The organism is Treponema denticola (genome assembly GCF_024181645.1).
GTDB classification, from domain to species: Bacteria; Spirochaetota; Spirochaetia; order Treponematales; family Treponemataceae; genus Treponema_B; species Treponema_B denticola_A.
The window spans coordinates 777734-791391 of sequence record NZ_CP058624.1; the positions used below are offsets into that span (position 1 = coordinate 777734).

General features: G+C 40.6%; 10 protein-coding genes. 5 read left to right on the forward strand and 5 right to left on the reverse strand.

What is annotated here, in order from left to right; translation table 11 throughout:
• The first annotated feature begins 87 nt into the window (after positions 1–87).
• The gene (locus tag HO345_RS03605) at positions 88–684 is read left to right on the forward strand and encodes a carboxypeptidase-like regulatory domain-containing protein (RefSeq protein WP_253683923.1); all 597 of its coding nucleotides are present in this window, start codon (positions 88–90) and stop codon (positions 682–684) included.
• A gap of 30 nt (positions 685–714) precedes the next feature.
• The gene (locus HO345_RS03610; protein WP_253683925.1) at positions 715–2508 is read left to right on the forward strand and encodes a M3 family oligoendopeptidase; all 1794 of its coding nucleotides are present in this window, start codon (positions 715–717) and stop codon (positions 2506–2508) included.
• Between the two features lie 85 nt (positions 2509–2593).
• Here HO345_RS03610 and HO345_RS03615 read toward each other — a convergent pair whose 3' ends face one another.
• The 3 genes from HO345_RS03615 to HO345_RS03625 all read right to left on the reverse strand — a co-directional run bounded on the left by HO345_RS03615 (position 2594) and on the right by HO345_RS03625 (position 6812).
• Positions 2594–3247 carry a 3'-5' exonuclease gene (locus tag HO345_RS03615; protein WP_002669823.1) on the reverse strand — a complete coding sequence of 218 codons (654 nt, stop codon included), beginning with the start codon at positions 3245–3247 and terminating at the stop codon, positions 2594–2596.
• Positions 3247–5010, reverse strand: coding sequence for a phospho-sugar mutase (locus HO345_RS03620; protein WP_253683927.1), 1764 nt, complete (start codon positions 5008–5010; stop codon positions 3247–3249). Before HO345_RS03620 ends, HO345_RS03615 begins: the two co-directional genes overlap by 1 nt.
• 107 nt (positions 5011–5117) lie before the next feature.
• Positions 5118–6812: a YifB family Mg chelatase-like AAA ATPase gene (locus HO345_RS03625; RefSeq protein WP_253683929.1), complete on the reverse strand. Its 1695-nt coding sequence runs from the start codon at positions 6810–6812 to the stop codon at positions 5118–5120.
• A 288-nt stretch (positions 6813–7100) separates the two neighbouring features.
• Between HO345_RS03625 and HO345_RS03630 the strand changes: the two genes are divergently transcribed.
• Complete coding sequence (locus HO345_RS03630) at positions 7101–8501, forward strand: aspartate ammonia-lyase (RefSeq protein ID WP_253683931.1); 1401 nt, start codon at positions 7101–7103, stop codon at positions 8499–8501.
• Here HO345_RS03630 and HO345_RS03635 read toward each other — a convergent pair.
• On the reverse strand, positions 8498–9706 hold the full coding sequence (locus HO345_RS03635) for an OmpA family protein (RefSeq protein ID WP_253683933.1): 1209 nt from the start codon (positions 9704–9706) through the stop codon (positions 8498–8500). The genes HO345_RS03630 and HO345_RS03635 overlap by 4 nt on opposite strands.
• 9 nt (positions 9707–9715) lie before the next feature.
• Positions 9716–10582 (reverse strand): Rpn family recombination-promoting nuclease/putative transposase, encoded by an 867-nt coding sequence (locus HO345_RS03640; RefSeq protein WP_253683935.1) that lies wholly within the window; start codon positions 10580–10582, stop codon positions 9716–9718.
• Between the two features lie 155 nt (positions 10583–10737).
• On the opposite strand from HO345_RS03640, the gene HO345_RS03645 reads away from it, so the two are divergent.
• A complete protein-coding gene (locus HO345_RS03645; protein ID WP_253683937.1) occupies positions 10738–12867 on the forward strand; it encodes an ATP-dependent DNA helicase in 2130 nt (709 codons plus the stop codon).
• Between the two features lie 25 nt (positions 12868–12892).
• Entirely contained in the window at positions 12893–13648 is a 756-nt protein-coding gene (locus HO345_RS03650) for a lysophospholipid acyltransferase family protein (RefSeq protein WP_253683939.1), read from the forward strand.
• Positions 13649–13658: the final 10 nt, after the last annotated feature.

The window sequence follows — 13658 nt, forward strand, 5'->3', positions numbered from 1 at the left end:
TAAAAATAGGGCTTAGTTATTATTGACATAAGCTCTCTTATGTTATAAAATTATGTCAGCTTTTATAGCTAAACCGGAGAATGACTTATGAAAGAAATATACGGAACGGTCTACGATAAAAATAACAATCCTCTTGAAAAAGCCCTCGTAGCCCTCCTTAACAATAAATTCGAAATTGAATATTCCGATGAAACAAATAATGAAGGAAAATTCAATTTATCTGCTGAGCCGAAGTATTATCCGTTTTTTATTGCTGTAAAAGAGTACAAAGAAAATTATCTTGAATACTGGAGTCAAAATATAGACCTTGATGAGGATTTGGAAATTAATCCTAAAATAGATGTGATTGAGATATACGGTTTACACTGTTTTCAAGTTAAGGGAGCAGGTAACTATTTAATGGTCTACTTTAGACCCATGAGCCTAAGTAAGTTTAAGGCAAACGAAAAAAATATTGTTCCCGATATAGGTAAAGAATCTTTAACCGTATCTGTAAACGGTGAATTTTGCGAAATATTGACTCTTTCCTATGTTGAAGAACAATTTTCTGATGCCCAAATGACATCCTTTCTTATACAGATTTCAACGGATGGGGTAAAATTTTCCGGTAAGAATAAACTTGAACTTAGCATAACCGATAGGAACGGAGACTATGGAGAAGCTTCAATATTCTTTAAACTTTAATTTTTCTACAAATTTTATAAGGAGATACTAATGCAAAACAAAACTGCACCGAGATGGGATTTAAAAAATATTTATCCCGATTTTAAATCAAAAAAATATGCGGAATCAAAAAAGAAAATTCCTGCATTGACTTCCAAGTTTGAAAAACACTTAAAGGCTTTTTCAGATAAGGACTTAAAAAAATGGCTGGTAAAAGCTTTGGATATTTTAAACGAGTTTAATGCCGAAGCCGAAACTCTTTATGCCTATGCTTCGGCCGTGTATACAACCGATACCGAAAACAAAGAAGCTTTATCTGAGCTTAACTCGATATCGGCTCTCTTTGTTCCGTTTACGCCCCTTGGAGTGCGCTTTTCTAATATCTTGGCTTCCGTTTCCAAAGAGGTAAAGGCCTTGATTAAAAACGACAAGGATTTAAAATATGCTTCCTTCTATTTGGAAGATACATTGTTTTGGCAAAAAAAACAGATGAGCGAAGAAGAGGAATCCTTGGCTGCCGATCTTGCCCGCTCCGGTGCTTCGGCTTGGAGCAAATTACAGAGCACGATGACTTCCACAGCTTCATGTATTTGGGATGAAAAAACTAAGGAAGAAAAAACCTTGGTTCAGCTTAGAGCAATGGCCTACGATAAGGATGAGGCTGTCCGAGAAAAGGCTTTTAAAAAAGAACTTGAGCTTTGCAAGTCCATCGAAAAGCCCGTTGCCGCAGCCTTAAACGGCGTAAAGGGAACTTCCATCACCTTAAATAAAAGGCGTAACTGGAAGGGCGGCACAATCGAAAAATCTGTAAAGCAGGCAAATATAACTCAAAAAACTCTTGACTCCTTAATTTCCGCCATCGAAGATTCTCTTCCTGCATGGAGAAAGTATTTAAAGGCTAAGGCCATGCTTTTAGGCAAAAAGGATTTACCCTTTTATGACCTCTTTGCTCCGGTTTCAAAATCATTTCCGACATATACTTGGGAAGAAGCAAAGGCATTGGTAATCGAAAACTTTTCTTCATTTTCAAAGAACATGGGAGACTTTGCAAAAAAGGCCTTTGCCTCCAACTGGATAGACGGCGAGGTACGCAACGGCAAGGTCGGCGGAGCCTACTGTACTCATTTTCCCGTAACAAAGGAACCCAGAGTTCTTTGCAATTTTGACGGCTCTTTTTCTTCGGTCAGTACCTTAGCACACGAGCTGGGTCACGCTTTTCACTTTAATGTTGTAAAGGATATGCCCGTAATAAATCAAAGCTATCCTATGACCCTTGCCGAGACAGCTTCTATTTTTGCAGAAACTATTTTGTTTGAAAGCGAAATTAAAAAAATGAATGAAGAGCAAAAGACGGCTCTATTGGAAATTCACCTTCAAGACGGATGTCAGGTATTGATCGATATTCTTTCTCGTTTTTATTTTGAACGCTCCTTTATGGAAGAAAGGGAAAAGCATGAACTCACAGCTGAAGATTGCTGCCGCCTGATGCTTGAAGCTCAAAAGAAAAGCTATGGAAACGGGCTTGATTCTAAATTGCTTCATCCATATATGTGGCTTGTTAAGGGGCATTATTATTCTGCCGACTTGGGCTTTTATAACTTCCCCTATGCTTTTGGCCAGCTTTTTGCTCTCGGTCTTTATAACCGCTATAAAAAGGAAGGAGAAAAATTTACTTCCGTTTACGAGGATATTTTAAGAAAGACCGGTATGATGGATGCCGTTAAGGTAACAAAGAGTGCAGGCTTTAATATCGAAACTCCGGACTTCTGGAAAGAAGGCATAAAGATTTTTACGGATCAGATAAGCGAATTTGAAAAGCTCGTAAAAAAATCAAAGAAAAAATAACTTTATCTTTTTGATAAAATATTTATAAGCCTCGATTGCTTCCCTCAAAAAAGAATCAATCGAGGCTTTTTGAATTTGAGCCTTTTTAAAATAAATTTTGAACTAGTTTGCCGCCGTCAGTTTCGGGATCCTTGGTGCTCAAATATTCGGAAATATCGACATCCTTTTTATAATAGTCAAGCATATCCTTGTTTTTTTCAAAGAAATGACTTACGGCTATTTTGAAGAATTCCATACAGACTCTGGCATCGTCCTCGGCACGGTGGGCATTTACGGCTTGAACGCCGAACTGTGTTGCAAGGTTTTGCAGGGCATAGCTTTGTAAGCCCGGAAGGGTTTCGCGTGCAAATGTTAGGGTGTCAAAGACCTTGTTTGTAAGCTTTGTTTTTCCGCACCTTTCAAGCTCGCAGTTTATAAAGTTTATATCGAAGCTTGCATTATGGGCAACCAAAACCGTGTTGCGGATAAAGTCCAAAAAGTCGGGCAAAACTTCTGCGAATTTAGGCTGGCCTGCAAGCATCTCATCGGTTATCTGATTTACCTTGCCCGCTTCGGGAGGCATGGGTTTTTCAGGGTCAATTAGAACATTGTAGCGGGCGATAACTCCGCGAATATCGAATTTTACGCAGCCGATTTCGACAACTCTTTCTGCCTTGGCTTCCGTTCCCGTTGTTTCGGTATCGAAGGCCGTAAAAACCGCCTTATCATAGACGGCACTAATCCAATCGTAAGAACTCATTAGGCGTTTAGTACCCCGTTAAATTCTTTTTCGAATTCGGCAATCTTTTTATCCGATTGTTTTTTAGCTTCTTCAACCGATGAAACAACCTTTTCGGAATGGATTATGTAGATCTTTATCTTAGGTTCGGTGCCGCTGGGCCTTATGCAGATTATGGAGCCGTCTTCCAAATAATATTGAAGAACATTGCTTTTAGGTAAAGTAACTGTAGTTTTTTTGTCCGGCTCTAAAGGAGAATATTCCGTGCTTTCCTGAATATCCCTGATGGTTTTTACCTTCACGCCGGCGATTTCGCTTAAATTTCTTTCCCGCACTCTTACCATCATGTCCTGCATAATCTTTAAGCCTTCTGCACCGGGGTATACCATGTTGATGGTCTTTTCTCCGTAAAAGGCAAATTTAGAAAAGATTTCGTTTAGCCTGTCTAAAAGACTCTTTCCCTTGCTCCTCCAATAGAGGGTCATCTCGGCACAAATTGCAGAAGAGGCAATACCGTCCTTATCTCTTACCTCGGTTCCGAAGTTGTAGCCGAAGCTTTCTTCATAACCGTAAAGATAGGAGTGGGAGCCCGTGCTTACCATCCTTTCGGCAACGCCGCATATCCACTTAAAGCCGGTAAGACATTCTTCGCTTTGCACATTGTAAGAGGCAGCAATCAAATCGCTTAAGGGGGAGGTTACTATCGAGCGTACTATTGCGGCATTTTGAGGCAGCTTATTTTGTTCTTTTAATGTAAGACAGATATAATCCGCAAAGAGGGCTCCCATCTGGTTGCCGCTTATAAGCTGCATTTCGCCTGCATCGTTTTTTACTGCACAGGCAAAGCGGTCGGCATCGGGATCGGTGGCCATCAAAATATCGGCTCCTTCCTTTATAGCCAAATCCATGGCCATCTTTAAGGCTTTCGGGTCTTCGGGATTGGGATAGCTTACCGTCGGGAAATTTCCGTCAGGTTCACGCTGTTCGGGAACGCTTATAACATTAAAGCCCATTTCTCCCAGAACCTTTTCTACATGCATAGCTCCCGTTCCGTGAAGGGGAGTGTAAACTATCTTTACCTTGGAAGCCATATTTTTAATAATTTCTTGACGGCTGATTTTCTTTTTAAGCATAGCCCAGTATTTTTCATCGATTTCTTTATCGATTATTACGAGCTTTCCGTTTTTAAGAGCTTCTTCTTCGCTCATCATTTTGATTGAAGAAACTTCTCCTACCTTTTTGATGATGCCCGAATCATGGGGCGGGGTAATCTGGGCTCCGTCCGACCAGTAGGCCTTGTAGCCGTTGTATTCGGGAGGGTTGTGCGAGGCTGTTACTACAATTCCCGTATCGCAGCCGAGTTCCCTTATGGCATAAGAAAGTTCCGGCGTAGGCCTAAGGCTCGAAAAAAGGTAACAGCGGATATTGTTTGCCGCAAAAATCAGAGCAGCCGTTTTTGCAAAAACATCCGAAAAGCGTCTTGAGTCATAGGCAATTACGGCACTTAAAGAGCCGGCCTTGGCCTTCTCAGGCTTTGCTTCAATCAGATAGTCCGCAAGTCCTTGGGTTGCATTTTTTATTACTAAGGGATTCATGCGGTTTGTGCCGCCCCCTATAATTCCCCTTAAACCAGCCGTTCCGAATTCCAAGTCCCTGTAAAATCGGTCATACAATTCCTTTTCATCGTTTTTTTCGATTAAAGCCTTAACATCTTCTGCGAATTTTACTTCCTTTTCTTCGGAAACATATTTTTTTGCTCTATTTAATATTTCATTTTTATCCATAAAAAGTCCTCCATTTATAACTCTATAATTATACCACAGTTCAGAGGTTTCCTGCAAGGGTATGAAAATTCGGCATAAAAAAATCGGACCGAAATTTTTAAGATGCCTTACAAAAAATCCGGAAGATACTTTATCCACTGCCTCAAGGCTGCCGCTTCTTCGATATGGGCTAAGGAAATATTTTCGCTTGACTCTATGTCGGCGATTGTGCGGGATATTTTTAAGAGGGCGTGGCTTCCTCTTCCCGAAAGTTTTTTTGAGTCAACAATCACGGAAAAAAATCTTTCCGCCTCGCCGCTCATTTTGCAAACTTCAGCCGTTTCTTGGGGTGAAAGTTTTGCGTTTTCATAAATTATGTTTTGCATTTTTTTCTCCTTATTTGTAAATTTTAATCTTTCCCATTGAATGAGCCTTGCGTTTTTTATTTTTTCTCTCATCGTTTGGGTAGAATATTTTGCCTCCGCCAAAATGTTTTCAGGCTTGGGCGGCATTACCGGAACCCTTATATCGATTCTGTCCAAGAGGGGGGCCGTAAGTTTTTTCCAGTATTTTTCGATTTCGTAGGGGAGGCAGGTGCAGACCTTTCCGGGGCTTCCGAAGTTTCCGCAAGGGCATGGGTTAATCGCAAGGAGGAGCTGAAAGCGGGCAGGGAAGGTGCTGCTTCTTCCGGCTCGGCTCAAGGTTACGCTTCCCGTTTCCAAGGGGGCACGGAGACTTTGCAAAACGCTTGCCTTAAATTGAGCGGCTTCATCTAAAAAAAGAACTCCGCCGTGGGCAAGGGAAACTTCACCGGGCATACATTTTCCGGCTCCTCCTATGATGCCTTCCATACTTGCATTTTGAGAGGGCATCCTAAAGGGCGGCCTTTTTAAAAGACGGGGGCTCGATTGAGGCAAGAGGCCTGCGATGCTGTAAATACGGATGGTTTCCCTTGCCGTTTTTTCGTCCATGTCGGGGAGGAGGAGGGGAAAGCGGCTTAAAGAAAGAGTTTTTCCGCAGCCGGGAGGGCCGTAGGCTATGAGGTTATGTCCGCCTGCCGCCGCTATTTCTAATGCCCGTATCAGGCCGTCTTGTCCGCGGATATCCTCAAAGCCTTTTACCAAGCCGAGCCCGCTTTTTGAGTCTTTTTGAAAATCGAAATTTTCCGTTTCTTCCGTATTGCTCCATACAAAAAGAGGCACGGCTCCCGTATAGGGGCTGTTTTCTTTTTTTAACCCCTGAGGCTTTGTATTGAATTTCCCGTTTTCTATTTGGTAGAAAAATTCCAGAGCTTCGATTAAATCGGACACTCCGAATACATTGATGCCGTCTTCGATGAGGGCCTCGGCCTCGTTTTCTTTTGGAACTATAAAGTATTTGATGCCTTGAGAACGGGCTGCCGAGATAGCTCCTATGAGTCCGCGCACAGGCCTTACCCTGCCTGAAAGCTCAAGCTCACCCATTATCATCACGGATTCTTTTTCCCTGTCTTCATCTTGGGGAATTATAGTTTGAGCTTTTGCTTTAACCTCTGCCGAATTTTTTTCCGCCTCTTTTGCCGTTAGGACGGCGATGGCAATAGGAAGATCGAAACCGCTCCCTTCTTTTTTTTGATCGGCAGGGCTTAAATTTATCAGTATCCTGCTTGCGGGAAATTCAAGCCCCGAATTCCTGATAGCAGCTCTCATCCTATCCCTTGCTTCCTTTACGGCAGAACCCGGGAGTCCCACTATGTCGATAACCGGCAAGCCCCGCCTTAAATCTGCCTCGACCTTAATCAATTCTCCTTCATACCCGAATGACGAAAAACTTAAAATTTCCATTATATACTCCTGTCTTTTAATGATAAAATTTTGTTTGTCTCTAAAAACTTCAGTTTTTAGAGGGGGTCTTCAAAAATTTGTGACGTTTGCCCTTGGGCAAACTCGAAGATAAACATGTAGGCTTGTATTTCAAGCCGAAATGTTTATCATGCCTCTCTACTATTATTTTATAAAAAAAATGATTTATGTAGTAAAATTTTAGGAGAAATTTAAATTTCTCTTGCCCCTTGCCCCTTTTTTGTTTTAGTACTATAATGCTTGTAATTATCAATAAAATAGGAGTTTTTTATGCGAAGGGAACATGACTTACTCGGAGAATTGGATATTCCGGAAGATGCTTATTACGGAATTCAAACTTTCCGAAGTGTTGAGAATTTTAAAATTACAGGATTAAGGCTCTGTGATTTTCCCGATTTTATTAAGGGGCTAGCTTATACAAAGCAGGCTGCAGCCGAAGCCAACCATGAACTCGGCTATTTAAGCGATGAAGTTTACAAGGCTATGATTCAAGCTTGTAAAGAAGTTGCCGAAGGCAAATTCGATAAGGAATTTGTAGTCGATATGATTCAAGGCGGAGCGGGAACTTCTACCAATATGAATGCAAACGAAGTTATCGCCAACCGTGCAAACGAAATTTTAGGAAAGGCTAAGGGAACTTATTCGCCCTGCCATCCCAATAATCATGTGAACTTTGCCCAGTCTACAAATGACGCCTATCCTACAGCTGCAAAGCTCGGCATCTCGTTAAATACACCGGCTCTTATAGATGAACTCAAATCTCTTGTTGCTTCTTTTAGAAAAAAGGCTCAAGAACTTGGCGACAATATCAAGATGGGAAGAACCCAGCTTCAAGATGCCGTACCCATGACCCTCGGCCAAGAGTTTGAATCCTATGCCGCTTCTTTGGAAAACGAAATTCCTCAGATTCAATTTGCAAGGGAAAATCTTCACACGATAAATATGGGAGCTACCGCTATCGGAACAGGTATCAACTCTGATCCAAACTATACACCGAAAGTAACCTCGCATTTGGCAAAGATTTCGGGGCTTGATCTAAAGGCTGCAAAGAACATGATAGCCGCCACGAACGATACCTCCGACTTTGTAACATATTCTTCCGAGTTAAAACGCCTTTCTGCAAAGCTTTCAAAGATATGCAGCGATTTACGCCTTCTTTCTTCAGGCCCCAGAACAGGACTTTACGATATAAGTCTTCCTCCGATGCAGCCAGGTTCTTCTATCATGCCCGGAAAGGTAAACCCCGTTATCCCTGAGGTTGTTAATCAGGTTTGCTACAGGGTTATCGGAAACGATACTGCCGTTATCTTGGCTGCGGAATCTGCACAGCTTGAGCTCAACGTTTTTGAACCCGTTATGATTTATTCTATCTTTGAGTCTATTAAACTTCTTATAAATGCAATGAAGACTTTGAGAGAACGATGTGTTACGGGTATTGTAGGAAACTATGAACATTGTAAGGAGAGCGTTCACCGAAGTATCGGCTTGGTTACGGCCTTAAATCCCGTCATCGGTTATGAGGCTTCCTCGGATATTGCAAAGACTGCCTTGCGTGATAACCGCAGCGTCTATGACCTTGTTTTGGAAAGAGGCCTTCTTTCAAAAGAAAAATTGGATGAGGTTTTAAAACCCGAAAACATGACAAAACCTAAGAATATGTCAAAGATTTAATCGATGATTGTAATTTCGACGCGTCTATTTTGAGCGCGTCCTTCTTCGGTGCCGTTTGGGGCAATGGGCTTTGTTCCGCCGGCACCTTGATAAATAAACTTTTCGGCTGGTATGCCCATCTTTACAAGTTTTTCGATGACGGTCTTAGCCCTTTCTTGGGATAGAATTTTTTCATCTTCCGGCTTACCGACATCGGCTGTATGACCTTCTACAAAAAAGAATTCTCCTTCCGATTCTTTTAAAATCTTTGCTATTTCATCAAGCTTTGCTTCTTCTCCTTTTAAAAGAACAGCCCTATCAGGTTCAAATTGAAGATTTTTAAGCCTCAGCATTGTGCCCCGTTTTGTTTTAGCTACTTCAAAATCTTTATTGGGTTTGATTTCGGCTCGTACCGTGTAAGAATAAAAATGAAGCAAAAAGCCTCGGTGCTTTATTTTTTTTCCGTCCGCATAAAAAAACTCTTCATCTATTTTTTCCCGTATCAAAATGGGCCTATTTATATCGTCAAGATAGATGTCCGTCTTTCTTCCGCCTTCCGAGCTCATAAGTTCTTCATCGCCCAGCATGTCTGAGTGTTTGTAGCGGAGTCCTAAGGCGGCTTCTACATGGTGAACGCTTTGGCCGTTTAAAATAGTTTTTCCCTTATATTTAAAACCTGCATTTACAGGAATCCTTACAGCGGTTTTTTCAGGCTTGGGTCTTACTACTACGGTACATTTTCCTTCCCAAGTTTTTCCTATGTCAGCGGGGGTAAACTCTGTTTCAGGCAAAATCGGAAAATTTCTTAAAAGAGGGTAACCCGAATCTTCATCGAAAATTTGAGGTTGGTAAGGATTTTCAATATCTTCTTCATCTTGTTCCGGAATAAATTTAAATGAAAGGGGTAAGATCGAATCTATCGGTAAAGCAGCTTTAAGCCCATCTTTCCGGGTTTTTTGAAGTACAAAGGCTTCTCCCTCGTAAAGATAAGCCCCCTCATTGCTAAGCCTTGTTTCGCTCATATAGAGGCGGGTTTCTCTGGAAGTAAGCCCCGCATATTTTCCGTCAATGTAGACGGAGTAATCGGCTCTTTCCGTAATGAGTATTTTGCCTTGAGATAAATTTTCTTGCCCTAAAAGAAGATTTAGACAAAAACTAGAGAGAAAGCAGATTAAAAAAAGTTTTTTTACGAAGGTGCGGTTTGACCTTACACGCCAACTTGTCATTTGTCCTTTCTATAGTTTTTCTATTTCTTCTTTACTTAGACCTGTCATTTGTATGATAAAGTCAATTTTACAGTTTGCTTTTTTCATAAGATTTGCAGTTTCAATAGCTTTTTGGTATGAGCCGTCGGCAAAGCCTTGTTCAAGACCGTTTTGATAACCTTCATTTATACATGAGGCCCTGTCGTGTTCATATTTCATACGAGAGTCATAAAGCCATTTATCTCTAGGGCTCATTTCCATTAATTCTATTGTTGTATTTGCCTTTCTCATCATTGGTGATTCTTGTTCTAACATCTTTCTTACCTCCGGATTATTAGTTTCGATAAATTTCAGCCAGTTTAATAAGCGTTTTATTTTATCATCCTTGTATTGAGATTCTTTTAAGATTTTAGCCTTTTCAAGGTTTAGTATATGAATCTCAAGTTTTGTAGCTAAAGGCTCTTTTGTATCTTTTTCCAGAACAAGATACTTGTTGTGCAAACGCTTATTTTTATTAAAGCCTTTTCCTATCAGATTTATTGTAATACATTTTGGGAGATTTGTATAGTCTTGACCTTGTTTTATAGCTTCATTATACATCTTGGACCAATAATACAAGGTTCTTTCAGCAAAATCACGATGCCACACATTTTGAATTTCAATATCGACAAAAGTTCCGTCTTTTAGTCTTAATTTAATATCCAAGATACCTAACTTTTCACTTAAAAGCTCCTTATGAAACTCTTTATCCAGGAGCTCCAAACCTATGATATTTTCAGATGGGATGTCTATTATACACTCCAATAAATCCTGAAGAATATCTTTGTTTTCTTCTACTCCAAAGACTCGTTTAAATGCGTAGTCATTGCGTAAAGTTATTTTAAATAATTTTTCCATTTTTTACCTCTAATAAAAATTATTTGAAAAGAAGAAAAATTTTTCTCCTCTCATGATTATTATAGAAATTGTTTGCAATAAATAGTAAAATTCCGCCCTTGAAATCAGCAGGGAAATATGATAAAATCGCCGTCTTGAGTGATAGGTCTTAAAGCATGGAATACTTTGATGATGATTATTTTGACGGCGAAAAAATATACCCCCTGGACCCTAAAACGGTTTCTTCCCTTTTGGAGGAGGACGGACCCCTTGCTTCTTTTTTTGAAAAATACGAGGCCCGTGAGCCCCAGCTTGCTTTAACAAAATCGATTTGCCGCTGTTTTAATGAAGAGGCTATAGGCGTATTTGAGGCCGGTACCGGGGTAGGGAAGAGCCTTGCCTATCTTTTGCCTGCAATGATGTGGGCAAAACAAAATAAAAAACGCGTTGTAATTTCGACGGGGACTATAAATTTGCAGCAGCAGCTCATCGAAAAGGATGTTCTTACTGCAAAAAAAATTTTGGGAAAGAGCTTTCAGGATATGAAAGCTTGCCTTGTAAAGGGGCGGCATAATTTTTTATGCTTACGCAGAATGACTCAGGCATTAAGGGAGAACGATTTTTTTACTGAGGGGCAGGAAGAACTTGATAAGATAAAAGAATGGGCAACCGAAACAAAGGACGGCAGCCGCTCTGACCTTGATTTTATGCCGACGGAAAAAGTTTGGTCTACTGTTTGTTCCGAACCCGACAACTGCCCGATGAATAAGTGCCCTTATTTTTCGGGCTGCTTTGTGATGAAGCTAAAACGCGAAGCGGAAAACTCCTCCATACTGGTTGCTAATCATCACATCTTATTTGCTGACCTTTCCGTGAGGGCTGAAGGCTTCGGCTATCAGGGAACGGCAGTTCTTCCTTCTTACGACAATATAATAATCGATGAAGCTCATGGAATTGAAGACGCTGCGCAAAGCTTTTTTTCAAGCGATATTTCCCGATTTGCCTTACACAAGCAAATCAACTTACTTTACCGATTTAGGCGGGGAAAGCAGTCCGGCATTTTAAGCGGCATAGTTTCAATATCTAAAAAGGCGGAACTCTTTACCGAAATCATAAACCTTCTCGAAGTTGCTGCAGCTTCTTTTAATATTCTTGAAGAACAAGCCTTGCAAGTTCTACAAAGCTATCAGTCAAAAAGCCTTGCACAAACTTCCAGCGATGAAAAAGAAAAACTCTTATCTTGTGTAGACAATTTTTTTAAAAACATAAACAACCTAAACATAAAACTTGAAAGCCTTATCAATGCAGCTGATGGAGAAGAAGATGAAGAAGGCTATATAAGAGACGGTTTTGTAATTCTTCGCCGCTTAAAAAAAATGGCTTCCGTAATGGAAAACTTTTTAAATAGCCGCGAGTTCGCGGACGATGTTTTTTGGTTTGAAAAAATAAAAACCTCTCAAGGGGAGGCTGTCCGCTTTATTCAGACACCGTTAAATTTGGCCCCGATAATGCGGCGTTCGGTTTTTATGCCCATGGCAACCGTCATCTGCGTTTCCGCTACCTTAAAAATCGGAGACGATTTTAACTTTTGGCTTAACAGAAACGGCCTTTATAATTTTACCGAAAAGAAAATTATAAAAGATTTTTTCCCTTCTCCTTTTCCGTACGAAAAAAATGTTGTCTTTAATATTCCGACAGATATGCCCATGCCTGATGAAAACAATTTTCAAGATGCCGTAAACGAAACCGTCCTCGCCTTATTGGAAATAACTCAAGGCAAGACCCTTATTTTGTTTACGTCTTATGATTCTCTTCAAAAAACTTGCGAATATGTAAGAGAGCATATTGATGAAAAAATAAAGATTTTAAAACAGGGCGAGGCTGATAGAATGCAGCTTTTATACGAATTTAAAGATGATGTTACAAGCTGCCTTTTTGCTACTTCGTCTTTTTGGGCAGGGGTGGATGTGCCGGGAGAATCCCTTTCCCATGTAATTTTGGTAAAACTTCCCTTTGCGGTTCCGACCGAGCCCATATTTAAGGCAAGGGCTGATTTGATAGAAAAATCGGGCGGAAATTCCTTTATGCAGCTGAGTGTTCCCGAAGCTGTTGTACAATTTAGGCAGGGCTTTGGAAGGCTCATGCGTTCCAATACCGACAGGGGCATAGTTACCGTCTTGGATAAAAGAATTTTGGTAAAGCGTTACGGTTCAATATTTATTCAAAGCATTCCGCAAACAATTCAATGTTTTTCGGAAACAAAAGCCGTATTGAACAAAATAGAAGATTTTTTGTATAATAACTAGATTCGATTTTTTACAGGAGAAGAAGATGGGTGCTCTTATTGCGATTTTATGTTGTCTGGTAGCCTTGTCATGGAGGGCTGCGTTGATAGGTATATGTCATTCTGTTTACAGACGCGGTTGTGATTGGGTTAATAGCGAAGTAATTGTAGGACCTGCTCCGCGTTTATTGTTTGCGATTTTTAAACAATATATCGGTTTTAAGTTTGAAGGAGATTATACCCTTACAAATCAGCTTCCTGAACAGTATTTGGTTATAGCCAATCATCAAAGCATTTTGGACATAGTGGTTCACATGAACTATTATAACGGAACGCGTCTCCGTTTTGTTGCAAAAGAAGAACTCGGACATAATGTTCCTCTTGTTTCTCCTATGCTTAAAAGCGGAAAACATTGTTTGGTAAAAAGAACCGGAAGCCCAACCCAAGCAATGAAGGCCGTAGATAAATTTGCAGACCATGTTGTAAAAAACAATCTTATTCCCGTTATCTTCCCCGAAGGTTCCCGCTCAAAGGACGGCGAATTAAAAACTTTTCATGCGGCAGGCTTTCGTCGGCTTTTAAATGCAGCCCCCATGCCTGTAGCAGTCTGTGCTGTTGACGGAGGCTGGAAAATATCTTCGCTGACCCGTATGGCAAAAAACCTAAAAGGCGGCGCATACAGGATTAAACTTTTAAAAATTTATGATGCTCCTCAAACAAAGGAAGAGCAGATTAAGATTCTTGAAGAAGGAAAAGCCCTCATTCAGGCCCAGCTTGATGAGTGGCGTAAAGCCGGTAAATAGCGATAAACCT